The sequence below is a fragment of the Ochrobactrum vermis genome (genome assembly GCF_002975205.1).
Lineage (GTDB): Bacteria > Pseudomonadota > Alphaproteobacteria > Rhizobiales > Rhizobiaceae > Brucella > Brucella vermis.
The window spans coordinates 2,595,169-2,620,834 of record NZ_PCOC01000001.1; the positions used below are offsets into that span (position 1 = coordinate 2,595,169).

The window sequence follows — 25,666 nt, forward strand, 5'->3', positions numbered from 1 at the left end:
AGCAAGAGAGACGAACCGGCGATTTCGCCGGTTCTTTTGTTTTATCGCACTGGCTGTCTCAACAGCCGCAAAGCATTCAGCGTCACGAGAACGGTTGCGCCTGTATCGGCCAGAATTGCGGGCCAGAGGCCGGTGATGCCCAGCACTGTGGTGACGAGGAAGACCACTTTCAATCCAAGTGCAATGGCAATGTTCTGATGGATATTGCGCATGGTTCGCTTGGAAAGCTCGACCATTTCCGCGACATCGCCAACCCGTCCGTGCAGAACGGCTGCATCGGCGGTTTCCAGCGCCACGTCGGTGCCGCCACCCATGGCGATGCCGACGTCTGCAGCCGCAAGCGCTGGCGCATCGTTGATGCCGTCGCCGATCTTGGCGACGATCAGGCCCTTATTACGCAACTCGCCGACAATACGCTGCTTGTCTTCCGGCAGAAGCTCTGCCCGCACTTCGATCCCGAGATCGCGCCCGATGGCTTCTGCTGTGCGACGATTGTCACCGGTCAGCATGACGGTGCGAATATTGGCGCTTTTCAGTTCCTGCAAACCGGCAATGGCATCGGCGCGCGGTTCATCACGCATGGCGATTGCACCGGCAATCTTGCCATTGGCGACAAGGACAGAAACGGTCTTGCCTTCATCGTTGCAGGCCGCAATACGGCTCGCCAGCGCATCCGGAATGGCCACAATATCATTGGCGGCGCGGCGCGAACCCAGAAACAGCTCCACTTCGCCAACCGCACCTGACACGCCCTTGCCGCCATGGGCCTTGCCCTGCGTGATTGCGGACAGTTTCAGCTCACGCTGTTCGGCGGCACCGACAATCGCCAGTGCCAGCGGATGGCTTGAGCCCGCATCCAGAGATGCAGCAAGACGCAACACCTCATCCTCGGACAGGTCGCCTGCAAGAACATCGGTCACCTTCGGCTTGCCTTCGGTCAGCGTACCGGTCTTGTCGAAGCAGGCCGCAGTGATCTTGCCGATGGTTTCCAGCACAGCGCCCCCCTTCATCAGAAGGCCGCGCCGTGCGCCCGACGAGAGAGCCGCTGCAATTGCGGCAGGCGTGGATATGACCAGCGCGCAAGGGCAGCCGATCAGAAGGATCGCAAGACCCTTGTAGACCCATTCATTCCAGTCGCCGCCCGCAACAAGGGGCGGCAGAATGGCGACCAGCGCTGCCACAACCACAACGCCCGGCGTATAGTAAGTCGAGAAACGATTGATGAAACGTTCGGTCGGCGCCTTGGCTTCCTGCGCTTCCTCGACCAGCCGCACAACGCGGGCGATGGTGTTGTCCTGCGCAGCAGCGGTGACCCGGACCCGCAACACACCGTCACCATTGATCGTACCGGCAAAAACCGTGTCGCCTTCAGCCTTCCCGACCGGCGTGCTTTCGCCGGTGACCGGCGCTTCATCGACGGCGCTCTCGCCCGTCAGGATTTCACCGTCGGCAGGCATACGGTCGCCGGGACGCACGGAAATCACGTCGCCGACGGCCAGACTGTCGGCAGCAACTTCGGTGGTCACACCATTTTTCTCAAGGAATGCTGTCTTCGGCACCAGTGCGGTCAGGGATTGAATGCTGGCACGTGCCTTTCCTGCAGCAACGCCTTCCAGAAGCTCGCCAACCAGAAACAGAAACACGACGGCTGCCGCTTCCTCGGTCGCGCCGATGAACATCGCGCCGACGGCGGCGATCGTCATCAACATCTCGATGGAGAACGGCGTGCCGTTGATGGCCGCCATATAGGCGCGCTTGGCAATCGGCACGAGCCCGATCAGCATCGCAGCCGTGAAGGCCCAGAGCGCGACGGGCGGATAAAGATGCCCGACAATATAGGCCGCGACCAGCCCACCGCCGCAGGCCAGCATCATCTGGCCTTTTTTCGAGCGCCACCACGGCAGTGGCTTTGCAGGCGCCGCTGTCTTCCGTGCAGAACCGGCACCGGGGAGAGCCGTTTCGGCAAGCGTGGTCTTGTAGCCCAGCGCTGTCACCTTGCCGGCGATTTCGTCGCTCTTCGCCGTTCCGTCATGATTGACGGTCATCGCCCCATTGGTCACGGAAACGGACACATCCGTCACGCCCGACACCCGCCGCACGGCAGTATCGATCTTGGCCGCGCAGGATGCGCAATCCATTCCATCGACCCGAAAGCGGAAATTGTTGGCCGCTACTGCAACAACCTTGTCGTGAACTTCATGATCGTGGTGATCGTGATGCCCACCGCACGCGCTATGGTCGTGGTCGTGGTCATGGTCATGGTCATGGTCATGGTCATGGTCATGGTCATGGTCATGGTCATGGTCATGGTGAGAATGATCGTGCGAATGCTCATGCTTCGCTACAGTTTTTTCTTTGGCGAGTTTTTCCGGGGCAATCGGTTCGACGCCATAGCCGAGGCTGCGGACCTTGCTCGCAACCTTGTCGAGATCGCCCGTTCCATCGTGACTGACAGTCATCGTCCCTGCCGTGACGGAGACGGACACATCCTCGATACCACGCACCCGCCGCACGGCAGTATCGATCTTGGCTGCACAGGATGCGCAATCCATTCCATCGATGCGAAAGCGAATCTGGTTCAATATTTCAGTCATGATCTGCTCTTTTCAGGATCGCTCTTGAATTGTCCTGAGCAAGGTCTACATCCTCTAGTGACTAGAGGAGCAAGCGGAAAATGAACATAAATATACCGATCGGCGAAGCGTCGAAGGCGAGCGGCGTCAAAGTACCGACGATCCGTTACTACGAGCAGATCGGCCTGCTGCCCTCACCGCCACGCAGTGATGGCAATCGTCGTCTCTACGACCAGCAGGATGTCCAACGGCTGCTTTTCATTCGCCATGCACGCGATCTGGGTTTCGAGGTGGACGCCATCCGCACCCTTCTCGATCTTCAGGACAATCCCGACCAGTCATGTGCAGCAGCCGACGCTATTGCACGCGCACGCTTGAGCGATGTGGAACACCGCATCACAAAGCTGCTGTCGCTTAAAACCGAATTGCAGCGCATGCTGGAATGTACGGCCCATGGCCGGATCGACCAGTGCCGCGTGATAGAGATTCTCGGCAATCACGAGGAATGCGCACATCCCAAACATTGAATTCTGACCGCCGGTCAGTTCACCTTGGAAAAACGGGTGGCCTCGATCTTGAGCGTACCGATCCGCGTGCCGATTCGCGCCACAACGGGTGCGTAGATGCCCGAATTGCCGAGCGATGCGAAGGAGATCGTCATCCGGCTGCGATTGCTCAGATAATCGATGGCCTTCTTGCCCTTCTGATACCCCGAAATCGGAACGAACTTTGCCGAGCAGATAACCGATTCGCCGGTAAAGCCGTCTGTTGTGAATGATTCGGTGCCGTTGAAAGAAAGCTTGATCTCCGCACGCATCTGGCCGTCGAACACACTCAGCGAACGGTCGCAGACCGCCCGACCGTTCTTTGCCGGTATCATCAATGCACTCAGCGGGTCGCTGACATTGAGAAGATCCTGCGGCGATGTTTCCACCCAGGGATCGCGCTTTTTCACCGGAGGCTGGTTTTCCGCCGCGACGACATTGCCATTGGCGAAGCGGATTGTGGTGCTCTTGTTCTTGCGGCCATGCTTATAGGCCAGATCGAAGCTCCTGGGCACGACCTTGCCGCTGACGGCACTGCCGGTAACGTGTACGGTTCCATCCGTATTATCAAATACCCGCGCCAGACCGGAAGTCAGAAAACGTCCGTTGAGATTGTAATTGGCGCCATTGACCGTGGTTTCTATGGCGGACCGCGCAATCGAAAGCCCGAAAATGGAGATATCGTATTCGGTCCGATAAAGATCATTGGCGTTGGCCGATCCGCTCGCAATCATCAATGCCGCAAAGACTGGGCCCGCAAAGGCTGGGCCTGCACAGGCTAGCACACCATAATGCGCCAGCCGGTGCCAGACGGGCTTCAACTTATGCGACGGTTCGATCATGCGCGCATTCCTTCCGCTAAAGCACATCTCGGAAAAACGGGAACCGGTTTTCCGATAGAGACATGCGTAAAGACAAAAACTCAAAGCAGATCCGCTTTATCCTAGCTTGCGACTTGTTTTTCGTCCGGCAGCTCCACGATGGTTTTCAACCACATTGGAACGCCACAAAGTTGCGTGAGATTCTTCGATACAGTATCTGTGCAGCAGGCAAAACCGGCGAAGTTATGATCGCAAGCTTTCGTGAAGACCGTGCGAAAGCCGGAAAACCGCGTCTTTGCGCAATGGATACGGAATCTCACTTGACTGCAACGGCTGCTGTCACTATAGAAACGCGACTTTCCCAATAGGCCGCCTGTCCGAGATCGCGCGCCAGCAGCATCAAACTGCGTTGATTGCTTGAATTCGGACATTCGGGTCGGGGCCTGAAAAGAACGTAATTAAAGGTGAGACCAAAATGTCCCGCGCTTGTGAATTGACCGGCAAGTCGGTCCAGTACGGCAACAATGTCAGCCACGCGAACAACAAGACGCGTCGCCGCTTTCTGCCGAACCTCTGCAATGTTACGCTGATCTCCGAAGCACTCGGCCAGAGCTATCGTCTGCGCGTTTCCGCCAACGCCCTGCGTTCGGTTGAACATCGCGGCGGTCTCGATGCGTTCCTCGTCAAGTCTGACGACAAGGAACTGTCGCAGCGCGCTCGCCTGCTGAAGCGTCAGATCGCAAAGAAGCAGGCTGAAGCAGTCGCTGCCTAAGCTTCCGGCCAAACATTTCGACAAAAAAGGCCGGCTTCTGTCGGCCTTTTTTGCTGGTTCCATCACCCAGGATAAAAAAATGTCAATCGAGACACCTTCTTATTCCCGGCTTGTGCCTGCGATACTGGCCATGTGCGTGGCGGTTGCCGCGTCGAACATACTTGTCCAATATCCATTCCATCATTTCGGCCTTGGTGAAGTGCTGACCTACGGCGCCTTTACCTATCCCGTCGCCTTTCTCGTCAATGACCTGACGAATCGTCGCTTCGGCCCTGCTGCCGCGCGCAAAGTCGTCTATGCCGGTTTCGTGCTTGGCGTCATCATGTCGATCTGGCTCGCGACCCCGCGTATTGCGATTGCCTCCGGTTCCGCCTTCCTTCTCGCACAGCTGATGGACATCACCGTCTTCGACCGCCTGCGTCGCAAGACCTGGTGGAAGGCTCCCTTTGCCGCCGCCATGTTCGGCTCGGTGCTGGATACGATCCTGTTCTTCTCGATTGCTTTTGCAGCGGGTTTTGCGTGGATCGACAGGCTGACTGGAATGCCTGATTCGTCACTTGCCGAACCGGCATCCTTCCTCGGCCTCGGCGTGCCGCTCTGGGCGTCGCTCGCCTTCGGTGACTTCTTCGTGAAGGTCATCATGGGAACGCTGATGCTGATCCCCTATGGCGCGGTTCTCGCCGTCTTTGCTCCGACGCTTTACGCGCCAAACCGGACAACGGCGGAAAAGGCATGAAAAAGGGCGCTTAGCGCATTTCCAGCAAAAGTGTGAAACGGTTTTGCGTTCGGAAATGCGTAAAAAATAAACTTAGAACGCCCTTTTCTTTGACTGATATTCTATCGCCGACCGGTTCGCCGTCTGCCCTTACCCGAGGCTGCAGAACCCTGTTCCTCGAACAGCGAGGCAAGTTGCTCCGTCATGGCGCCAGCCAGCTCTTCCGCATCGACAATTGTTACCGCGCGCTGATAATAGCGCGTGACATCATGGCCGATACCGATGGCAATCAGTTCCACCGGAGAGCGCGTTTCGATCTCTTCGATCACGGCGCGCAGGTGGCGCTCGAGATAATTGCCCGGATTGACGGAAAGCGTCGAGTCGTCGACGGGCGCCCCATCCGAAATCATCATCAGGATCTTGCGCTGCTCGGGACGAGCCAGCAGCCGCTGATGCGCCCAGATAAGCGCTTCGCCGTCGATGTTCTCCTTGAGCAGGCCTTCGCGCATCATCAGGCCCAGATTGCGTCGTGCACGCCGCCAGGGCGCATCTGCGCTCTTGTAGACGATATGGCGCAGATCGTTCAGACGACCCGGATTGGCCGGCTTGCCGCGTCCAAGCCACGCCTCGCGTGACTGACCGCCCTTCCAGGCCTTGGTGGTAAAGCCCAGAATTTCCACCTTCACGCCACAGCGTTCCAGCGTGCGGGCCAGAATATCCGCGCAGGTTGCGGCAACCGTGATCGGACGACCGCGCATGGAGCCGGAATTATCCAGCACCAGCGTCACGACCGTATCGCGGAAATCCGTATCGCGTTCCTGCTTGTAGGAAAGCGACTGCGTCGGATCGATGACGATGCGCACAAGACGGGCCGAATCGAGATAGCCCTCTTCCAGGTCGAAATCCCAGGAGCGATTCTGCTGCGCCATCAGGCGGCGCTGCAGGCGGTTGGCCAGACGACCTACCACGCCCTGCAGATTGGCAAGCTGCTTGTCAAGGAAACCGCGCAGGCGGTCGAGTTCCGCCTCGTCGCAAAGATCGGTCGCCTCGACCTCTTCGTCGAACTCACGCGTGAAGACCTTGTAATCGACATGTTCGGAAAAATTCGCGAAAGGCTGGTTTGGACGGCGTGTATCGCCAGGCGTTTCCGCATCGATATCGTCGCTGTCGTCCATTTCATCGGCGGAAGCATCGGCGGCATCCATTTCGCCCTGCTCGCCTTCATCGCTCGAACTGTCGGATTCCTCGCTCTCGGCGGAATCGGAACCTTCCTGGCTCTCGTCGCCGCCTTCCTCGTTCTCGTCGGAATCCGGCGTCTGCTCGTCATTCTGCTCTTCGTCGTCGCTCGGTTCTTCCTGCGACAGCTCTTCCGCCATGTCCATTGAGGCGAGCATGTCGCGCACCGTACGCGCAAAGGCCTGCTGGTCGTCGAGATTATCGCCAAGCCGCGCAATGTCGGCGGCCGCCTTCTGCTCGATCCAGTCGCGCCACAGTTCCAGCACCTGTCCGGCTTCCGCAGGTGCAGCTCGCCCGGTCAGCTTTTCGCGCAGCAGAAGCGATACGGCTTCTTCGAGCGGCGCATCTTCCTTGGCGGTAACAGCTGAAAAATTGGCGCGGCTATATTTATCAGCCAGCATGGTGGTGAGGTTATCCGCCATGCCTGTCATGGCGCGGGCACCGATGGCTTCCACGCGCGCCTGCTCGACAGCATCGTAAATCGCGCGTGCCTGCTTTCCTTCCGGGGCAAGTGCCGCGTGAATGCGCGGATTGTGACGCGCCTGACGGAGCGCCATGGAATCGCCGAGGCCACGTGTGACTGCGATATCGTGCGCGGTCGGGCGCTTCGGCAGATCAGGAAGACGGGCGCGATTGGCGCTCAATGCCGGGCGATCGTTCGTAAACGCCACCTCCAGCTCATGCTCACCGGAAATGGCGCGAACACATGCCGTTAGAGCGCGCTTGAACGGTTCGGAATCCACCGGTCCCGGTTTACGCTCGCGCGAATTATCGCCTATTGCTGACTTCTGGCCCGACATATGCCTATCCTGACTTCGCTTTCAAGCAAGGGCGAAGCTGACCGCCCCCGCATCAGACATTGCTCTGCCGCCGGATATAATCAGGCGGCAGGCTTCTTCCGCATCAAGCGAGAACGATATTGGCTGCCGATTCCGGCAGTTCAACGCCGAAAGCGCGCTGATAGAACTCAGCCACAATCGGGCGTTCCAGTTCGTCGCACTTATTGAGGAAGGTCAGGCGGAAGGCAAAGCCGACATCATTGAAGATCGCAGCATTTTCGGACCACGTGATGACCGTACGCGGGCTCATGACGGTGGAAAGATCACCGTTGACGAAGGCCTGGCGGGTCATGTCGGCCACACGCACCATCTTGTTCACGATCTCGCGGCCTTCGGCATTTTGATAATGCTTGGCCTTGGCAAGAACGATGTTCACTTCATTGTCGTGCGGCAGATAGTTCAGCGTCGTCACGATGGACCAGCGGTCCATCTGTGCCTGGTTGATCTGCTGGGTGCCATGATAGAGGCCGGTCGTGTCGCCGAGGCCAACGGTGTTGGCGGTTGCGAACAGACGGAAGGCCGGGTGCGGGCGGATGACACGGCTCTGATCGAGCAGGGTCAGGCGGCCCGAGGATTCCAGAACGCGCTGGATGACGAACATCACATCCGGGCGCCCGGCATCATATTCATCGAACACCAGCGCCACATTGTGCTGATAGGCCCAAGGCAGGATACCGTCCTTGAACTCGGTGACCTGCACGCCCTCTTTCACAACGATGGCGTCCTTGCCGACGAGATCAATACGGCTGACATGGCTGTCGAGGTTGACGCGGACGCAAGGCCAGTTGAGGCGGGCTGCGACCTGCTCGATATGGGTCGACTTGCCGGTGCCGTGATAGCCGGAAACCATCACGCGACGGTTATAGGCAAAGCCTGCAAGGATCGCGAGCGTCGTCTGACGGTCGAAAAGATAATCCGGATCAAGCTCCGGCACATAGGAATCGCCTGCCGCATAGGCCGGAACCGTCATGTCGGAATCAATCCCGAACACTTCACGCACCGAAACCGTTGTATCCGGCAAATTGGCTATATCCCGCTCAACCTTGTTCATCATGCCTCCAGAGCGGCAGGCAGCGACCGGCCGCGAATTAATACCGGCAAGCTGCCGACCGGCAGCTTTCACCCGTGGGCATGTTTTTCCGGCGAGCCGGACGGTATGCCCCTTCCGTAATTCGTTGCGGGCATCCGTGCTTGCGTCCACGCAATTGCGCGGCAGAAGAATGTCCGTTAGAGCCATGAACGACGGCTCCCATAAGTCGGCCTGTCAGGCCCAAACAGGCTTTAGCAAAAACCTGCCTGCTTGAGCAATTGATAAGCCTGAATAACATCGCGAAATCTTTCTTCCGATCCGCGATCACCACCATTCGCATCGGGATGGTGCTGTTTTACTAGCTCTTTATAGCGCGCCTTGATCTTATCGCTAGTCGAATTTGGTTCAAGACCGAGCGTCGCCAGCGCCTTTATCTCAAGCGTGCGCGGTTTGCGCTGCGCCTTCTGACCCGGCGCATGTCCCTTGGCTTCCTTGAAAAGATTGAAGGGATCGCGGATGCGGTTGTGATAGGAGGCCGAGCCGGAGCGCACCTTGGCCACATCCGGCGATGTGCGCGGCTTGGCGGTGGAATTCGCCGTCGTCGACCAGGTCGGACGATGGCCCGTGATCGCATCCTTCTGGAATTTCGCGATGTCTCCATCGGAAAGACCAGAGAAGTAATTGAAATTCTTGTTATATTCCCGCACGTGATCAACACAGAAGCGGAAATATTCGCCTTCACGCATGCGTCCGACAGGCGCGCGATGCGTGCCTGGCTTGTCGCAACCGTCCCACTGGCAGCAGGGACCCGAAGCTTTCGCTTCTGCGGTCTTCTTGGGCTTGATGCGGATACTGTCGAAAAATTTTGAGTTCGTTGTCATCGAATCGAATTATGCGGATTATGAGTTGCTGAACAAGAATTGACATTTCGTCCGGTATGGCTTTGAGCCATTTCAACTGGGCGAAATTTTGAAGCAGGTGGCTTTCCTGTGCGGATTTGCCCCACCTTTTGCTGCCGAAGCAGCGTTATATGAGGCACAGCGTCTATATGGGGAGAAGTGGTCCAAATGTCCATTCACAATAGCAAACAAAGCGCAATGCAAGCCAAACTGACCACGGCTTTCGCTCCCGAACGGCTTGAAGTCATTAACGAAAGCCATCTCCACGCCGGACATCATCACGAAGAGCGCGGCGAGCACGAGGTTTATGACGGAACCGGAGAAACGCACTTCCGCGTCCGTATCGTTGCCGAGGCTTTTGCCGGAATGAGTCGCATCGCGCGTCACCGTGCCATCAATGCGCTTTTGAAGGACGAACTCGACAGCGGAGTGCACGCTTTGGCGCTTGAGCCGTCGGCTCCCGGCGAACAGACGCGGCGTTGAATCCCCCCCTGCCGCCCCGCTCCAGCCTCGACATGCCGTCACTGACGGGAGAATGGCCAATCCTGTAATCGGATTGGGGACATAATTCCAAAAGCATGTAAAGGCACCCTCACAGGTGCCTTTACACTATGGATCGAACTTTACGGAGAAATGAAATAGCTGGATAGAAACCAGTATAAATGCAAATGAAATAATGTTTTATTTCTTCATTATAAGGAACAATTAGAAGAAGAATTCACCCGAAGTTTTCGCATCCTAATATAAGCCACTTATAATGGCTGTCATATGTCTTATATGCTATGTTTATTGCTGCAACTCAGATATAAAACCCTATATTTACAACGATTTCAAACAATATTTTTTACATAACTATTGGTTGCACCCTTATTATATTAGAGCTTATTATATTTTTGTATTTGTTTTATCTAATTATAGATATCCGAAAATAATAGCGGGGACCTGCGACCACAAAGCGGCAGGCCGTGGTTTCCGAAAGAAAAAAGACTTTGCAGTTTCCGAAAAAGATTTCAAAATCAGCCTGTTAGATAAAATCCCGCCGCGGGCCACCTGTCATTGCGGCAATGCAGTGACAATCGGGGCTGGCTTGCCATCGGCATCGAGCGGCACGATACGCAACCGTGTCAGGCGGTTCTTTTCCTTCTTCAGGACGGAAAAACGCTTCCCGTAAAAAGTGAAAGCCTGCTTCACTTCAGGAATGGTCTGGGTCTCATGAATGACCAGACCGGCAATCGTCGTGGCCTCCTCATCGGGCAAAGACCAGTCAAGTGCACGGTTGATATCGCGAATCGGCAGCGAGCCGTCGACGATCACCGAACCGTCCGGCTGCAGGCGAACGCCCTGGATTTCGATATCGTGTTCATCGGCAATATCACCAACGATTTCTTCCAGAATATCCTCGAGCGTCACCAGACCCTGCACATCGCCATATTCATCGACGACGATGGCAATATGCGCCTTGCGACGGAGAAAGGCGTCGAGCTGGTCCTGCAATGTCGTCGTATCCGGCACGAACCACGGCTTGCGCGCGACCTTCATGATATCGATGCGCGAAAAATCATTGTCGACATCGTAAAGTGCGCGCAACAGATCCTTGGTGTGGATGATGCCGACAATATTGTCGATATCATCGCGCCAGAGCGGCATACGCGTATGCGGACTGGCAAGAATATCGCGCACGATCTCGTCGGCCGGTGCATCGGCATTGACGGTGCCCATCGAGGTCCGGTGCACCATCACGTCACTCACCTCCAGTTCCTTGAGGTCGAGGAGACCACCAAACTGGTCGCGATCTTCCTTGATGAGTGACTTGTCGCGATGCAGCACCTCGACCGCGCCGCGCAATTCTTCCTGCGGGCTCAGCATGGAACGACCGGCGGCAAGATTGATACCGCAAGCCTTGAGGATCGCACGCACGATCCGGTTCACGACACTGGAAACAGGACCGAGGATCAGCACGACCAGCGCCACGCCGCGCGACACGCCGAGCGCAAACCGGTCGGGGCCCGCAATCGCCCAGGATTTCGGCAGCACTTCCGCGAAGATGACCAGAATGACCGTCATCGCCAGCGTCGCATAGGCGACGCCCGCATCACCGAACAGGTTGAGGAAAATACTGGTGGCGATCGAGGAAGCCAGAATATTGGCGAGATTGTTGCCGATCAAAAGCGCGCCGATCAGCCGGTCGCGACGACGGATGAGGCGCTGGACCAGCCCTGCGCGCTCATCTCCATTATGCTCCAGCGTGAGCATACGCGCGCGCGAAGCCGCAGTCAGCGCCGTTTCGGACCCTGAAAAGAACGCGGAGAGAATGACGCAGAGCAGGATAATGCCGCACATAACCCAGAGCTCGAAAGCCATTCGCCTTGTCCTCTTATTTCGCTTCCAGACGTTCTTTCAAAAACTCTAGCACGGCTGCAGGCGGCACGTCCTTGGCAATAAAGGACTGGCCGATACCCCGCGTCAGGATGAAGGTGAGCGCGCCCCGCGCCACTTTCTTGTCCTGTGCAATATAATCCATCAGCTTTTCTGCCGGTGGCAATCCGCCCGGCACATCGGACAATCCGTACGGCAGGCCGACGGCCCTCAGATGCGTTTCGACGCGCTCCGCATCCTCGATACCGCACAGGTTCATCTTGACGGAGAAGCGATGGGCCAGCGCCATGCCGATAGCCACACCTTCGCCATGCACGAGACGGCTCGAATCGTAACCGGTCGCAGTTTCCAACGCATGACCGAAAGTATGACCGAGATTGAGAAGTGCACGATCACCGGTCTCGCGTTCGTCGCGGGCAACCACGGCTGCCTTGCAGCGGCAGGATTCGGCGATAGCTTCCGTCCGCGCCGCGCCACCGGCGAAAACCTCCTGCCAGTTCTGTTCCAGCCATTCGAAAAAGTCGGGGCGATCGATCAGGCCGTATTTTGCAACTTCGGCATAGCCCGCCCGGAATTCGCGCGCACTCAAAGTATCGAGAACTTCGGTATCGGCCAGAACCAGCTGGGGCTGATAAAAGACACCGACAAGGTTCTTGCCATGTGCCGTGTTGATCCCGGTCTTGCCACCGACGGAGGAATCGACCTGCGACAAAAGCGAAGTTGGCATCTGCACGAAATTCATGCCGCGGCGCACGATACCGGCGACGAAGCCGGATAGATCGCCAACCACACCGCCGCCGAACGCCACGACCGCATCGCCGCGCTCAAGCCGAGCTGCCAGTACAGTATTGGTGACAGTTTCCAGCGTGCCGAAGGATTTGGATTTCTCACCCGGCGCAACGATGACCGGCGTTACATCAATACCGGCCTTGGTAAAACTTGCAGTCAGGCGCTCCAGATGGGCCTTGGCGACATTTTCGTCCGTCACCACCGCCACGCGCACGCCTTTCAGACGCCTGGCCACTTCCTCGCCCGCACGATCAACCAGCCCCTTGCCGATCAGAATGTCATAGGAACGGTCACCAAGCGACACGGGAACGGTTGTGACACTGGCATCGGCGGTCAAGGGCGCATTCATGCGTAGTCTCCAATATCATGCGGCTAGAGCGCATTCCGAAAAGTGCGAAGCGGTTTTCGGACAAGATGCGCGTAAAAGCAAAAACTAGAGCATTTCCAATAACTCATGCAAAGCAGGAAATGCTCTGGGAAATCAACGGTTTCTTCTACCGAACCGGCTGAGCCTCTAAATTTTCGAGATGATCCGCCAGAACATCGAGCAGTTCGGCGGCGATCACTTCCTTCTTGTCATCACGGGTCATCAGCTGAAGATCGGCCAGCGCGTAGACGGGATAGCGTTCGTTCATCAGCCGCAGCATGACGCCGCGCGGATCGCTGTTCTTCAGAAGCGGGCGGTTCTGGCGGCGCGATACACGCTCCATCAGAATATCGATTTCCGCATTGAGCCAGACGGAGACGCCGGCACGACCGACTGCCGCCCGTGTTTCGGCATTCATGTAAGCTCCGCCGCCCGTTGCCAGAACCATCGGCCCGTCTTCGAGCAGGCGCATGATGACGCGGCGTTCGAGATCGCGGAACTCGACCTCGCCATAGGCTTCGAACAATTCAGGAATGGTCATGCGGGAAACCGCTTCAATCTCCGTATCCGCATCGCGAAATGGCAGTCCGAGCAAGGCGGCTGCCTTGCGCCCGACGGTGGATTTGCCAGCCCCCATCAACCCCACAAGCACCACGACTTTCGAACCAAGCAGATCACGGATCAGCTCCGCTTTCTCGTGTAGATTGTTTTGTTTTGTCGTACCGCTCATTGACCTCGTCCATTTGCTCCGGTTCCACATGAAAAACAGGGCGACGTCAATTGCTTTGATTGGTTTTCGGGACACGCAGGAGCGGAAGGGCGGCTTTTTTGCACGATTGCACGCTCGCTCCTCTTTCGGCCCCACCTTGCTTTCGTCCCCTCCTTGCTTTCGTCCCAATGCCACAGCATAAAAGATGAATGCCTACGCTGACGCGCCTCGCCCTCTTTCTCGCTCTTGTTGCCGCCATCGTTTATGGGGCGATGTATGCGCTCGCCAATTTCGTTGAGCCAGATGTACGGGAGATTACCGTCGAAATACCGGCTTCGAAGCTGAAACCGGTCACGATTGCGCCTCCGGCAGCTCCCGCGACTGACCCTGCCTCGGCAGAAACTGTCGATACGGCACCCCAATTGCCACAGACACCGCAGGAGTGACGATGCGCGCATCGCTGGCGATTGAAAACTTTCTGGAAATGATGAGCGCCGAACGCGGCGCAGCGGAAAACACGCTTGAATCCTACCGGCGCGATCTTGAGGCAGTGGCAGAGGCGCTGTCAGCCCGCAGCATCAATCTCGCCGAAGCCGGACCCGACCATGTTCGCAGCGCCATCGATGCCATGGCAACCGAAGGCTTTGCCGCAACATCACAGGCCCGGCGCCTGTCAGCATTGCGCCAGTTCTTCCGCTTTCTCTATTCGGAAGGCTATCGGCAGGACGATCCAACCGGCACGGTCGATGCGCCCAAAAAGCAAAAACCACTGCCAAAGATCATGAGCGTCGAACAAGTCACCAGGCTTCTCGACCGCGCGATGCTCGAAACCGATGAAATAGCCGAACCTTCCGACCACATCAAAGCCTTGCGCCTTCATGCGCTTCTCGAAACGCTCTATGCCACAGGGCTTCGTGTCTCGGAACTTGTCGGCCTGCCTGTCACCGTCGCGCGCACCGACCACCGCTTTCTGCTGGTGCGCGGCAAGGGCTCCAAGGAACGCATGGTTCCGCTTTCGTCCAAGGCACGCGAAGCGCTGCAGCGCTTCCTCATCTTGCGGGCTTCCTTGGCCGGCAGCGATGACAATCCCTGGCTGTTTCCGGCTTTTTCGGAAAGCGGCCATCTGGCACGCCAGGTTTTTGCGCGCGAATTGAAGGGGCTCGCAGCACGGGCAGGTTTATCGGCGGCCGCTGTCTCGCCGCACGTGCTTCGCCATGCCTTTGCCAGTCATCTGTTGCAGAATGGCGCTGATCTGCGCACTGTGCAGCAATTGCTCGGCCATGCCGACATTTCCACGACGCAGATCTATACACATGTGCTGGAGGAAAGACTGCATAAGCTTGTCAGCGAGCATCATCCGCTTGCCGATTAGCCTCCATCCGGTTATGAGAAAATCGAAAATTTGCAAGATGAGCCCGCAGTGAATATGTAAAGCGCCGTAAAACAGCCTTTTTCAGGCTCGCAATAGCGCTAATCCCTTTGGAAAAAGCACGAACAGTCAGGCCCGATGTACAACTATCTCGATTTTGAAAAACCCGTCGCCGATCTCGAAGGCCAGATTCTTGAGCTGAAGAAGCTCGCGCAGGAACAAGGCAGCGTCGAGATGAGCGATGAGATTCGTCGCCTCGAGAAGCGTTCAGCCGATGCGCTGAAGGACATCTACCGCAAGCTGACGCCATGGCAGAAGGCACAGATCGCCCGTCATCCAGACCGTCCGCACTGCCTGGAATATATCGACCGGCTGTTCACCGAATTCACACCGCTTGCCGGGGATCGCAAATACGGCAATGACGAAGCCATCCAGGCAGGTTTCGGTCGCTTCAACGGGCAGGCCGTCGCGATCATCGGGCAGGAAAAAGGTTCCGACACCAAGACGCGCCTGAAGCACAATTTCGGTTCGGCCCGCCCGGAAGGCTATCGCAAGGCCGTCCGCATCATGGAAATGGCCGACCGTTTCCAGCTGCCGCTCATCACCCTCGTCGATACAGCAGGCGCTTATCCGGGTGTCAGCGCCGAGGAACGTGGCCAGGCCGAAGCTATTGCCCGCTCGACGGCAGAATGCCTCAAGCTGCGCGTTCCGGTCATCTCGATCATCATCGGTGAAGGTGGTTCCGGCGGCGCAATCGCCATTGCCGTTGCCAACCGCGTCTACATGCTCGAGCATTCGATCTATTCGGTGATCTCGCCCGAAGGTGCAGCCTCGATCCTCTGGCATGATTCGACCCGCGCCAAGGATGCGGCCTCCAATATGCGCATCACCGCGCAGGACCTGTTCGATCTCAAGATCATCGACGGCATCATTCCCGAGCCCATGGGTGGCGCCCATCGCGGCAAGGAGGCGGTCATCGATGCCGCTGGCGACATCATCACCGCGTCGCTGCGCTCGATGAAGGACGTCGACGGCGAAACGCTGAAGCAGGAACGCCGCCAGAAATTCCTCGAAATCGGCCGCAACATCTGATTCTCACCGCAAAGTGATTGAAGACTCGTCCGGGAGGCCTCGTGCCTCCCGGATTTGCATCATGCTGCAAATTCAGCCATATTGCCGACGCGCCGGATTTTAGGTATCTGAGCAAGGATTTATAAACGATACCGTAAGGTTTCAGTTTTAAAATTCGACCTTCAGGAAATTGGCTTTTGCTCATAAAGTCTCTGGCGTAGCTCTAACAGACTTGATGCGACATGAAGATCAGAACCGCAATTCTAGGCTCCGTATTGGCAACCGTGCTCCTCGCCGGCTGTCAGGGTTCGTCCGTATCCGATCTAAGCCTCCGGGCTGAAAAGCCGCTTCCCGAAAAGGTGATTGCCAAGATGAAGGCGAAGGGCATGACCCGTACCTCGCCGATCATGGTGCGCATTTTCAAGGAAGAAGGCGTTCTCGAGGTCTGGAAGCAGAAGAACAACGGCAAGTACGACCAGATTACGTCCTACGAAATCTGCAAATGGTCGGGCAAGCTTGGTCCGAAATTCATCGAGGGTGACCGTCAGGCGCCGGAAGGTTTCTACACCGTCCGCCCCGCCCAGATGAATCCGAATTCCAGCTATTATCTCTCCTTCAATATCGGCTTCCCCAACGCCTATGACCGCGCCAATGGCCGCACCGGCCAGCATCTGATGGTACATGGCGCATGCTCATCGTCGGGTTGCTACTCGATGACCGACGAACAGGTCGCCGAGATTTACGCCTTCGGTCGCGACGCCTTCAAGGGCGGCCAGCGCGATTTCCAGATCCAGGCATTTCCGTTCCGCATGACGGCCGCCAATATGGCGCGTTACAAGAGCGACCCGAATTATTCATTCTGGAAAATGCTGAAGCAGGGCTACGACGCTTTCGAAACCGCCAAGGTGCCGCCGAAAGTCGATGTCTGCGAAAAGCGTTACGTATTCAACGTTGCGACACCAGACGGCCAGCCCCTGTCCGCAACGGACGCCTGCCCGCCATCGGCTGGCGGCGAGGCAATGTCCTATGCGTCTTACGAAAAGACCTATCAGTCGGCGTTCAGCGCCAGCCAGAAGGCACCTGCACCGTCCATTCAGGGCATTGCCGAGGCCAAGCTCGTCTCCGCCTGGAGTGCTGCACGTGCACGTGGTGAAAAGGTAACGCGCGAACCGCCGTCGCTTTCTCCTGCTTCTGCAGAAAAGACCGGCGCGCCGGACATTAGCCCGGCAGTGCCGTCCGTACAACCGACAGCCATTGCGGCGACGCCGCAACCGGCCGCCATTCCCGCAGCGCAGACCGCAGCGGTGCCTGCTCCGCAGCCGAACACGGCAGCCCCTGCGCAAGCCGCTGTTCCACAAGTATCTCCAATGACGACCGCCAGCACGGTGGCGCAGAATGTCGAACAACCGGCACCTGTCGCAGCCCCTGAACCGAAAAAGCCATGGTGGAAGATCATCGGGAACTGATGACCCGGCAGGATGACATTCCTGTCTATGACCTGAGGGGGCTTAAATGCCCCCTTCCGGTTTTGAAAACCCGCAATCGTCTGGAAAAAATTCCGAGCGGAGCGCTTCTCTGGGTGGAAGCTACCGATCCGCTGTCCGGCATCGACGTCCCGCATTTCTGCACGCAGGAAGGGCACGCCCTGGTCGCACAGGAGCGTCAAGGGACATTGCATCGCTTCCTTATTCGCAGGAAATAGATATCAATTCCGAGGCGAAAACCCCGCAATTGCCAGCGGGTTTTCCGTCAGCGCGGCACGGTCGGGCCTATCCAGCGCCGGGCGTCCCAAAAACGCATCGAAAAGCTCGCGAACATAAGTTTCCGGCAGGTCTTTCACGATCATCACCAGAAGCGTCTCGCGCTTATCCTGCGGCCATTGCGGCAAGCGCGCAGGCGGATGGAAAATCTTCTGCACCCCATGAATGACCACCGGGCGATCCGGGTCTTCGGCAATCTGCACGATGCCCTTTACACGCAGAAGCTTCTCGCCATGCGTCGAACGCAGAAGATCGAGGAACATGTCGAAGGTCGATAGCGGGATCGGTGCATCGTGGCGAAGCGAAAAGGACCGGATCGCATCATCATGGTGATGATGATGCGCATGGCCATGATCGTGATCGTGGTGATGATGGTCGTGATCGCAATCCGGTCCGCACACATGATCATGATCATGCTCGTCCTCATAGGCTTCCGCCTTGAGCCAGCGCTGCACATCCGCCGATTTCGCTTCGGGATTATAGAGACCGCATTCGAAAAGCGCCGCATAGCCGGTGCGCTGTTCACCGGCTTCCAAAATATCGGCACCGGGATTGAGCGCATGGAGGCGCGCCTTCAATGCAGCCAGTCCTGCCTGTGCCTCCGGCAGATCGGTTTTGGTCAGCACGAGGCGGTCGGCCATTGCCGCCTGCTTGACGGCTTCCTCGTGATTGTCGAGCGTAGCCATGCCGTTGACGGCATCCACCGTCGCCAGAACCCCGTCGAGCCTGAAAGCCTGCATGAGCACGGGATGCCCCATGATCGAATGCAGCACCGGTGCCGGATCGGCCAGCCCGGTAGTTTCGATGATCACACGCTTCAGCGCCTTGATGCGCCCGGTCTGGAGGCGGTCGATAAGGTCAGCCAGCGTATCCACCAGCTCACCGCGCACCGTGCAGCACAGGCAGCCGTCGGAAAGCTCGATCACGCCTTCGCTCGCCTGCTCGACCAGCAGATGATCGATGCCGACTTCGCCAAACTCGTTGATAATGACCGCCGTATCGCTCAGCGCCGGATCTTTCAAAAGCCGGTTGAGAAGCGTCGTTTTGCCTGAACCAAGAAAACCGGTCAGCACGGAAACGGGAATGGGATTCGGCATATCAGTTGATCGCGGTGGTATTGGCACCGGCGGAACGCTGCGGACGCGGCATCGGCACCGGAATCTGCGAAATGTCGAGCTGGCTCGCTCGGGTGGTCGGACCCGGTTCGGAAACCAGACCAACGCGAACCGGAACCGGGTCGCGATCCATGGCATGGATATAAGGCGAATTGATTTTCAGCTTGCCCTCGACATCGCGTCCATCCCAGCGATCGGCCATGGCCTGCTGGCTGCAGATCGCCTTGCGCATATCGACGGCCTGATTGAGATTGCCGCCTGCCGCAGGACGCAAAGTCGCCAGCGTCGCGCCACCACCGGCACTTGCCCGGAACGCATCGGTCATCAACTGCGCAGCCTGAACCGCGCGCACTTCCTGCCGGTCGGCACCGAGAATGATTGCCAGCACGGTCCGGCCATTGCGCGTGGCCGAGCTTGCAAGGTTGAAACCCGATGCACAGACAAAACCGGTCTTCATCCCGTCTGCACCGTCATAACGGCCAAGCAGAATGTTGTAATTGGCCTGAACCTTCTTGCCTGCACCCGGGTCGATCGCCTCGGTCGCGAAATAATGCGCATATTGCGGAAATTCGCGGCGCAACTGCACGGCCAGAACCGCGAGATCGCGTGCCGTCGTATAGTTGTTGGGATTGTGCAGACCGTTCGGATTGGCGAAATGCGAACCGGCCATACCGATACGCTGCGCTTCCTCATTCATGCGCTGCACGAAACCGGATTCCGTTCCACCCACGGCTTCGGCAACGGCAACCGCAACGTCATTGGCCGACTTCACCAGCATAATCTTCAACGCCGTATCGAGCGTCATGACCGATCCCGGCTTGTAGCCCATCTTGCTCGGCGGCTCCTTGGCGGCATTGACCGTCATGCGCACCGGAGAATCCAGCGTCATCTGACCCGATTGAAGCGCACGAAATGCCACATAGGCCGTCATCATCTTGGTTAGCGACGCGGGATACCAGCGCTGAAAAGCTTCCTGCTGCTGGTAGACCTTGCCGGTTGCGACATCCACTGCAATCGAGGGATTAGCCGCAGCAGATGCCAGCGCGGTAGCGGACAGACCAACGGCTGCAAACCAGATTTTCAATGATTTCGACATCATTCCGTAGTTCCAATCGAAATAGCCTGCAACTTCTGCGGGTTCGAATTGCGCTCTAATAAGGGATTAACGCTTTCTTTATCTATGCCATGTGGCGATGAAAAGGCAAACAGGGATTGCCCGCTTTCACCGAAACGTCATATCCTGTTTCCTTCAAATCATGCCCAATCCGGGGAGCCATCCGAAAATGCCAGTGTTGAATCGTGCCGTTGAAACGCAAGCGGAAATTGCCGCGTGGCGGCGAAAACTGCACCAGAATCCCGAACTTCTCTACGACGTGCACGAAACTGCGAAATTTGTCGAAGACAAGCTGAAATCCTTCGGTTGTGACCTTGTGGAAACCGGCGTCGGACGCACCGGCGTGGTTGGCATCATCAAGGGCCGCCACGGCGATGGCCCGGCCATCGGCCTGCGCGCCGACATGGACGCCCTGCCGATCACCGAAACGAGTGGCGTCGAATGGGCCTCGCAAAATCCCGGCAAGGCGCATTCCTGCGGCCATGACGGACACACATCCATGCTTTTGGGCGCGGCGCAACACCTCGCAGAGACCCGCAATTTCCGCGGTTCGGTCGCGCTTCTGTTTCAGCCTGCCGAAGAAGGTGGTGCGGGGGGCCTTGCCATGGTCGAGGACGGCGTGATGGATCGCTTCAATATCTCGGAAGTCTATGGCGTCCACAACATGCCGGGCCTGCCGGTCGGGCAGTTCGCGATGCGCAAAGGCCCGATCATGGCGGCAACCGATGAATTCGATCTTTTCATTACCGGGCGTGGCGGCCATGCGGCGCAACCGCACGGCACCATCGATCCAATCCTGACCGGCTCGCAACTGATGATTGCCCTTCAGGGCATTGTTTCGCGCAATACCGATCCGCTCGATTCACTTGTGATCTCGGTGACGAAGTTCATTGCTGGCGAGGCTTATAATGTGATCCCGGAAAAGGCGACGCTGTCGGGTACTGTCCGCACACTCAAGACGGAAACCCGTGCCTTTGCCGAGCGCCGTATCCGCGAAGCTGCGGCCGGTATTGCTGCGGCCACCGGCGCGGAGATTACCGTGCGCTACAAGAACAATTATCCGGTCACCTTCAATCACGATGCGCAGACGGAGTTTGCCGCCCGTGTTGCCGGCGCGGTGGCGGGTGAAGGCAAAGTGGACGAGAAAGTCGAGCCGATGATGGCGGCGGAAGATTTTTCCTACATGCTGGAAGCGCGCCCGGGCGCCTATATCTTCCTCGGCAATGGCGACACACCCGGCCTTCACCACCCGGCCTATGACTTCAACGACGATGCCATTCCCTATGGGGTTAGCTACTTTGTAGCAGTGGTGGAAACGGCGCTAGCCGCCTGATGCGGGAGCGGTTTCAGTTAAATATAAGTCGTGGAACCGCTCTGGCTTTTTGTAATTTTGCGCATCTTGTTCCGAAAACCGTTTCACACTTTTCGGGATGCGCTCTGGAAGAAATCCGCCTGCCCCGCTTTTGCGGGGTTGGCGACAGCTATGAAAACCAGTATGTCTCGAAAAGTGTTCGACAGGCTGGAATCAGCAGCGAATGCTCATCGGTTGGTCCCGTAGCTCAGTAGGATAGAGCGACAGATTCCTAATCTGTAGGTCGCTGGTTCGAACCCAGCCGGGATCACCAATTAAATCAATTGGTTAGCCTGATCAGACCTTGAAAAGCATGTTGCGACATGTTGCAAATCGCTAATGAGCAATATCAATGAGTTAAACAGGTTAGCCGCCAGTATACGCGACATGCCATGCAACATGGCTTGACCGCCTGTCACGTAGCTGCCAGCCTCTCCACACGAGGGAGGTCCAAAGCCATGAACACAGAAAAGCCGCGCATTGCCGACCTAGACGAAGACGAACTGATCTCGCTTGCAGATGCGGTTGAGATATTCTTTTCTGGGCGGCTGACGAAATCGTCTCTGCGGACAGAAGCGGCGAAGGGAAACCTCGAAATCATCCGCATAGCAAACAAGGATTTCGTGACGCGTAACGGCATAAGAAGGATGATTGAAAGATGTCGCGTAAGAGAAGTCCCGCAAGGCTCTGGTTCCGATCAGACACCGGGACTTGGTTCATTAAAGACGGAGAAAAGCGTATCAGCACAGGATGCGCTAAGGATGAGACTGAACGGGCTAGGGACTAAGAAACGATAACCGCGGGGGCTTAGATGGCAGAGGCTAATGAAAATATAGTACTTAAGTTGTCACCGAATGTTAGGTTGCGAATGACGTTCGAAAGAGAAATGATGCTCGATAAGGAGGAAAAGGTTTTTAACGACAGTATTTATCATAAATATATTAAAATGTACGAAAGGGCGTCAGCAAGGCAAGACGCTTTGATGAAGTCTTTAATGATAGTAGACGGCGTATTGGCAATTTTTCTTTCTGGAAAAGATTTTCCTATTCCAGGTATATCTATCTCAATTAGGGATTTCCCGGCTGCGCTTGAAATTCTAACTATTTTTGCCTCTTTTAGCTTCATGATACTCTGCTTGGCATTTGCTAATGCTCAAGCCTACATGGCGATTTGCAGTCAATTTTCGAATAGAGCCGCTCAGAAATATAACATTGATCCAGATTTTTTATCGGCTTCAGATATATATACCGAGTTTCACCTCAAGTTATTCAGGCCAAAGATGAATATTTTTGGAATTGACTTCTTCGAAGCCGGACGGGGGTATCGTTGGTTCTACTCATCACTTTCTTTTCTATTGTCACTAGCAATGATGAGCGTCATCGTTCTACATATTTCAATCATCGGTTACGCGATCTGGCTAATTTTTTCGATAAACTGGATTTCTATACTAGTGTGTTGTGCGGCTATCATTATAAATTTGAGTGGTCTTCTTTCTAACATAGCCCCCTCATTTAATTTCAAAGTCGTAGAGCCAGCAGGTTGAAAAGTTATGTCTAAACGTCTCGATGTCACCGCCCGCCAAGTCACCGCGATCTGCGAAGGCGCTAAAAAGGCCGGGTGCATTCCTGAGATCAAGATAGGCAATGCCTACATCCGTCTGATCCCGCAGGAACTCCTGAATGACATCTCGGATGAAATTCCTTACGAGGACAAGGGAAGGGGTTACTTATGACGCCATCTTGGCGATTGCAGATCGCAAACAAGCGCTGACTTAACCAATACCAAAGCAGCATATTGACTACTCAGCTTCGCTTAGCCAGTAATCGAAAAGCGGCGCTATCGCCGGAAGAGTGGGAACGGATTAAGGGCGAATAGGGGGACGAGAATGACCGATGGCGATCTAGAAGAAATACTGATTGAGGAAACGGCAAAATATCTAGCCAAATTGAAGGCTACGGGAGAAGATGTGTCATTCGATGACCTTCTTGAAATCGTCAAGGTTGAAGTACCAAAGGACCAATTCAAGAGTGTTTTCGAAGACGTTGTATTCTGGATGAATGAACAAGGGTATGCCAAGTATTCCGAAGCCTATTCCGGCCCTGATGACGAGACGATATTTAGCCGTTGCCGCTTGACAGAAAGTGGTTTTGAACGGTTTGCTCGTTTTGTTGACCCTGAAGGCACTCGACAACAGACACAGCAGTCAACACAGATTTCCCCTTCTGTAGTGATGAACAACGTCAATTTCACTAACAGTAATTTTCTTAATGCTGGCCATAGCAGCAGCCTCAATGTACATCAAGTCATTGACCAATCTGTGTTTACGCAGACGCTAAATGAAATTGAAGAAGCCATTGATACGCTCCCTTTGGACGAGCCCGAAAGGGCAGATGCTAAGACTTTCTTGGGAACGTTACGCACGTATGCCGGTAAAGCTTTAGACGCGACAGGGAAGCTCGTCGCGTCTGCACTCTCTACCTTGTTAACTGCGGCTGGCTCTACTTTGGGGAAGAGCCTTCTCGTAGCGTGCGGTATGCCAGTATTGTAGCTATTTCTCTGGCTATCAAGACGTTCGTTAAGCGCCGCGCCTGGTTGGTTGAAGGTCGCGGACTAGTCATATCGACCTCAGCCCGCCGCTGATCACAAACGTCACGGCGGCTCCGAGGATGCCGCTAACGACAATCCACATTATGCGCGAAAGAGTTGACTGGATGCTTTTGTTCGCACTTTCCAGCCCGTTGAACCGGGTATCGATGCGCGCTTCCATGGCAACCCACTTTTCATCATGACGAGCGCTGTCGATGTCTCTCTGGCGCTGCCAAGTCTCCAGAATGGTCAATCGCTGATTATTCGACTGTGTCGCATGTTCTAGCCCGACCACGCGGGACCGGAGATCGCTTTCTTCAGGCATGTTCGTTGCTTCCATCCGCCCGGTTGCCCCTATTATTTCTTGTCGTGAATAGCGCACTCGTCTTTCGACCAGACGCCGCCTGCACAACCGCGCACTATGGTGCGGTCGATCTTTCGTTGATCTGCCTCTGTTGCCCCGCGAGCGCCTAGCAGATCGGTTCCGAGTACCCTACGGACGCCTTCCACATTTGCCGGCGCTGAATGTCCACACCCCGCCAGCGTCAATGCACTCATCATAAGAATGAGCAGCGTCCAGAGCTTTGCCTGTGGCTTCATTGTTCTGTCTTTCGATTTTGGTTTCCGTGCTGGCCGTTCCTGAGAGCCTTCCGGCCACATACCCACCCGCCAGAAGCAGAAACGCCGCCACAAGGGCAGCGAGCGTGGTTTTTATCCATGACGGGATAAGTCCCCAGAGCGCACCCATCAGCCGATTTCCGCCTGTAGGTCTTTCACGGCCTTGAACAGATCAGCACGGCGTTTGATACCGTAGATTGCAAAGCCGATGATCGCCGCGCTGAACAGAAACTGGACGCGCCAGTCGAGGCCACCAAGGAATGAACCTGCCCCACTGATGGCCGACATGATGCCAGCACCGGCCCACGTCCATACTGTCTTGCTCTTGGACGGCTTTGTTCCAAGCTCGCCCGGATCGGCTACGACGGGTTTTTCCACGGTGACGACTTCGGGAACGACGATAGTCGGTTGAACGGCGCCAGCTGTCTTGACCTTGTTCAAAACGGCCTCGACCTTCGCCGGGGAGACAAGCGCCTTATTCAAGGCATCGCCAGCGTAGTAGCTCTGACCTCGCTTCAAATCGCGATGCGCGCCTTTTGTCGCTGCCAGCACGGGCAATGAAGCCCATTCCTGCGCCAGTCGCTTGCCGAACTCCGTGCGGGTTATCCTGCCAGCCACATAGTCGTCATAGCCGCGCCGCTTCAGCAGATGAAAGCCGAGCCGGTCTTGCAAGTCCCTGTCAAACTTCTGTGTGCCGCGCAGACCAAGCTCGCGGGAAAGGTCTTGCAGCGTGGCGCGCATGAACTGGTATCGGCCCGAAGCCGAGGATTTGAACCGCTTGGTAAATGATGCTTGCGCGTCGACCAGTTCGCCAATTGTCATCTGTGTGATTGGCTTTGGCAACTTGTCCTGATTGTTGCCGTATATCACGTCATAGCCGCGAGGGGCTTCGATCCCGCCAATAAAGTCGAGCAGAAGCGCCGCTCCTGCTGGCACGGATTTATCCATGGTCTTTCCTTTCGGGCATTAAAAAACCGCCCTGAAGGCGGTGCGGATCGTCAAGTTTTCGGT

At 56.4% G+C, this 25,666-nt stretch carries 28 protein-coding genes and 1 tRNA gene; 15 read left to right on the forward strand and 14 right to left on the reverse strand.

Features of this window, described 5'->3' with window-relative positions; all coding sequences use genetic code 11:
• Positions 1–41 precede the first annotated feature (41 nt).
• Positions 42–2,594 (reverse strand): heavy metal translocating P-type ATPase, encoded by a 2,553-nt coding sequence (locus CQZ93_RS12875; RefSeq protein ID WP_105542895.1) that lies wholly within the window; start codon positions 2,592–2,594, stop codon positions 42–44.
• Positions 2,595–2,674: 80 nt separating this feature from the next.
• On the opposite strand from CQZ93_RS12875, the gene CQZ93_RS12880 reads away from it, so the two are divergent.
• Entirely contained in the window at positions 2,675–3,100 is a 426-nt protein-coding gene (locus CQZ93_RS12880; RefSeq protein ID WP_105542896.1) for a MerR family transcriptional regulator, read from the forward strand.
• 14 nt (positions 3,101–3,114) lie between these two features.
• Here the strand turns inward: CQZ93_RS12880 and CQZ93_RS12885 are convergent, their stop codons facing one another.
• Entirely contained in the window at positions 3,115–3,960 is an 846-nt protein-coding gene (locus CQZ93_RS12885; RefSeq protein WP_105542897.1) for a DUF3108 domain-containing protein, read from the reverse strand.
• A gap of 454 nt (positions 3,961–4,414) precedes the next feature.
• On the opposite strand from CQZ93_RS12885, the gene rpmB reads away from it, so the two are divergent.
• Positions 4,415–4,711 carry a 50S ribosomal protein L28 gene (gene rpmB, locus CQZ93_RS12895; RefSeq protein WP_078337585.1) on the forward strand — a complete coding sequence of 99 codons (297 nt, stop codon included), beginning with the start codon at positions 4,415–4,417 and terminating at the stop codon, positions 4,709–4,711.
• A 79-nt stretch (positions 4,712–4,790) separates the two neighbouring features.
• Positions 4,791–5,447, forward strand: a complete 657-nt coding sequence (locus tag CQZ93_RS12900) for a queuosine precursor transporter (RefSeq protein ID WP_105542899.1) — start codon at positions 4,791–4,793, stop codon at positions 5,445–5,447.
• A 101-nt stretch (positions 5,448–5,548) separates the two neighbouring features.
• Here the strand turns inward: CQZ93_RS12900 and cobT are convergent, their stop codons facing one another.
• From cobT to CQZ93_RS27240, 4 genes are all read right to left on the reverse strand, one after another.
• Positions 5,549–7,462, reverse strand: a complete 1,914-nt coding sequence (gene cobT, locus CQZ93_RS12905; protein ID WP_105542900.1) for a cobaltochelatase subunit CobT — start codon at positions 7,460–7,462, stop codon at positions 5,549–5,551.
• Between the two features lie 103 nt (positions 7,463–7,565).
• Positions 7,566–8,552, reverse strand: coding sequence for a cobaltochelatase subunit CobS (gene cobS, locus CQZ93_RS12910; protein ID WP_105543305.1), 987 nt, complete (start codon positions 8,550–8,552; stop codon positions 7,566–7,568).
• Between the two features lie 230 nt (positions 8,553–8,782).
• Positions 8,783–9,412: a J domain-containing protein gene (locus tag CQZ93_RS12915; RefSeq protein ID WP_105542901.1), complete on the reverse strand. Its 630-nt coding sequence runs from the start codon at positions 9,410–9,412 to the stop codon at positions 8,783–8,785.
• Positions 9,409–9,606, reverse strand: coding sequence for a hypothetical protein (locus CQZ93_RS27240; protein ID WP_105543306.1), 198 nt, complete (start codon positions 9,604–9,606; stop codon positions 9,409–9,411). Before CQZ93_RS27240 ends, CQZ93_RS12915 begins: the two co-directional genes overlap by 4 nt.
• Here CQZ93_RS27240 and CQZ93_RS12925 point away from each other — a divergent pair.
• The gene (locus tag CQZ93_RS12925; RefSeq protein ID WP_105542902.1) at positions 9,599–9,913 is read left to right on the forward strand and encodes a BolA family protein; all 315 of its coding nucleotides are present in this window, start codon (positions 9,599–9,601) and stop codon (positions 9,911–9,913) included. The two genes, CQZ93_RS27240 and CQZ93_RS12925, sit on opposite strands and share 8 nt — an antisense overlap.
• 570 nt (positions 9,914–10,483) lie before the next feature.
• Here the strand turns inward: CQZ93_RS12925 and CQZ93_RS12930 are convergent.
• The 3 genes from CQZ93_RS12930 to CQZ93_RS12940 form a co-directional block, all read right to left on the reverse strand.
• Entirely contained in the window at positions 10,484–11,791 is a 1,308-nt protein-coding gene (locus tag CQZ93_RS12930) for an HlyC/CorC family transporter (RefSeq protein ID WP_105542903.1), read from the reverse strand.
• Between the two features lie 13 nt (positions 11,792–11,804).
• Positions 11,805–12,944 carry a 3-dehydroquinate synthase gene (gene aroB, locus CQZ93_RS12935; protein ID WP_105542904.1) on the reverse strand — a complete coding sequence of 380 codons (1,140 nt, stop codon included), beginning with the start codon at positions 12,942–12,944 and terminating at the stop codon, positions 11,805–11,807.
• A gap of 145 nt (positions 12,945–13,089) precedes the next feature.
• Positions 13,090–13,692: a shikimate kinase gene (locus CQZ93_RS12940; protein WP_105542905.1), complete on the reverse strand. Its 603-nt coding sequence runs from the start codon at positions 13,690–13,692 to the stop codon at positions 13,090–13,092.
• Between the two features lie 188 nt (positions 13,693–13,880).
• On the opposite strand from CQZ93_RS12940, the gene CQZ93_RS12945 reads away from it, so the two are divergent.
• From CQZ93_RS12945 to CQZ93_RS12965, 5 genes are all read left to right on the forward strand, one after another.
• Positions 13,881–14,117, forward strand: coding sequence for a hypothetical protein (locus tag CQZ93_RS12945; protein ID WP_105542906.1), 237 nt, complete (start codon positions 13,881–13,883; stop codon positions 14,115–14,117).
• A 2-nt stretch (positions 14,118–14,119) separates the two neighbouring features.
• Positions 14,120–15,043, forward strand: a complete 924-nt coding sequence (gene xerD, locus CQZ93_RS12950) for a site-specific tyrosine recombinase XerD (RefSeq protein WP_105542907.1) — start codon at positions 14,120–14,122, stop codon at positions 15,041–15,043.
• Positions 15,044–15,178: 135 nt separating this feature from the next.
• Entirely contained in the window at positions 15,179–16,132 is a 954-nt protein-coding gene (locus CQZ93_RS12955) for an acetyl-CoA carboxylase carboxyltransferase subunit alpha (protein ID WP_105542908.1), read from the forward strand.
• 221 nt (positions 16,133–16,353) lie between these two features.
• Positions 16,354–17,577 carry a L,D-transpeptidase family protein gene (locus CQZ93_RS12960; protein WP_105542909.1) on the forward strand — a complete coding sequence of 408 codons (1,224 nt, stop codon included), beginning with the start codon at positions 16,354–16,356 and terminating at the stop codon, positions 17,575–17,577.
• Positions 17,556–17,813, forward strand: coding sequence for a sulfurtransferase TusA family protein (locus tag CQZ93_RS12965; RefSeq protein WP_286153490.1), 258 nt, complete (start codon positions 17,556–17,558; stop codon positions 17,811–17,813). Before CQZ93_RS12960 ends, CQZ93_RS12965 begins: the two co-directional genes overlap by 22 nt.
• Positions 17,814–17,816: 3 nt before the next feature.
• Here the strand turns inward: CQZ93_RS12965 and CQZ93_RS12970 are convergent, their stop codons facing one another.
• Both CQZ93_RS12970 and CQZ93_RS12975 read right to left on the reverse strand, forming a co-directional pair.
• Positions 17,817–18,968 (reverse strand): CobW family GTP-binding protein, encoded by a 1,152-nt coding sequence (locus tag CQZ93_RS12970; protein WP_105542910.1) that lies wholly within the window; start codon positions 18,966–18,968, stop codon positions 17,817–17,819.
• A 1-nt stretch (position 18,969) separates the two neighbouring features.
• The gene (locus CQZ93_RS12975) at positions 18,970–20,085 is read right to left on the reverse strand and encodes a D-alanyl-D-alanine carboxypeptidase family protein (protein WP_105542911.1); all 1,116 of its coding nucleotides are present in this window, start codon (positions 20,083–20,085) and stop codon (positions 18,970–18,972) included.
• Between the two features lie 184 nt (positions 20,086–20,269).
• Between CQZ93_RS12975 and CQZ93_RS12980 the strand changes: the two genes are divergently transcribed.
• From CQZ93_RS12980 to CQZ93_RS13015, 6 genes are all read left to right on the forward strand, one after another.
• The gene (locus CQZ93_RS12980; protein ID WP_105542912.1) at positions 20,270–21,433 is read left to right on the forward strand and encodes a M20 aminoacylase family protein; all 1,164 of its coding nucleotides are present in this window, start codon (positions 20,270–20,272) and stop codon (positions 21,431–21,433) included.
• 215 nt (positions 21,434–21,648) lie between these two features.
• A tRNA-Arg gene (locus CQZ93_RS12990) sits at positions 21,649–21,725 on the forward strand.
• Positions 21,726–21,909: 184 nt separating this feature from the next.
• Positions 21,910–22,248 carry a hypothetical protein gene (locus tag CQZ93_RS26945; RefSeq protein WP_286153284.1) on the forward strand — a complete coding sequence of 113 codons (339 nt, stop codon included), beginning with the start codon at positions 21,910–21,912 and terminating at the stop codon, positions 22,246–22,248.
• Positions 22,249–22,262: 14 nt separating this feature from the next.
• A complete protein-coding gene (locus CQZ93_RS13005; protein ID WP_146114441.1) occupies positions 22,263–22,994 on the forward strand; it encodes a hypothetical protein in 732 nt (243 codons plus the stop codon).
• 6 nt (positions 22,995–23,000) lie between these two features.
• Positions 23,001–23,183 (forward strand): hypothetical protein, encoded by a 183-nt coding sequence (locus CQZ93_RS13010; RefSeq protein WP_105542915.1) that lies wholly within the window; start codon positions 23,001–23,003, stop codon positions 23,181–23,183.
• A gap of 153 nt (positions 23,184–23,336) precedes the next feature.
• Positions 23,337–23,999 carry a hypothetical protein gene (locus CQZ93_RS13015; protein WP_105542916.1) on the forward strand — a complete coding sequence of 221 codons (663 nt, stop codon included), beginning with the start codon at positions 23,337–23,339 and terminating at the stop codon, positions 23,997–23,999.
• A 66-nt stretch (positions 24,000–24,065) separates the two neighbouring features.
• Here CQZ93_RS13015 and CQZ93_RS13020 read toward each other — a convergent pair whose 3' ends face one another.
• From CQZ93_RS13020 to CQZ93_RS13030, 3 genes are all read right to left on the reverse strand, one after another.
• Positions 24,066–24,362, reverse strand: coding sequence for a hypothetical protein (locus CQZ93_RS13020; RefSeq protein ID WP_146114442.1), 297 nt, complete (start codon positions 24,360–24,362; stop codon positions 24,066–24,068).
• Positions 24,363–24,394: 32 nt separating this feature from the next.
• Complete coding sequence (locus tag CQZ93_RS13025) at positions 24,395–24,637, reverse strand: hypothetical protein (protein WP_105542918.1); 243 nt, start codon at positions 24,635–24,637, stop codon at positions 24,395–24,397.
• Between the two features lie 147 nt (positions 24,638–24,784).
• Complete coding sequence (locus tag CQZ93_RS13030) at positions 24,785–25,603, reverse strand: lysozyme family protein (protein ID WP_105542919.1); 819 nt, start codon at positions 25,601–25,603, stop codon at positions 24,785–24,787.
• Positions 25,604–25,666: the final 63 nt, after the last annotated feature.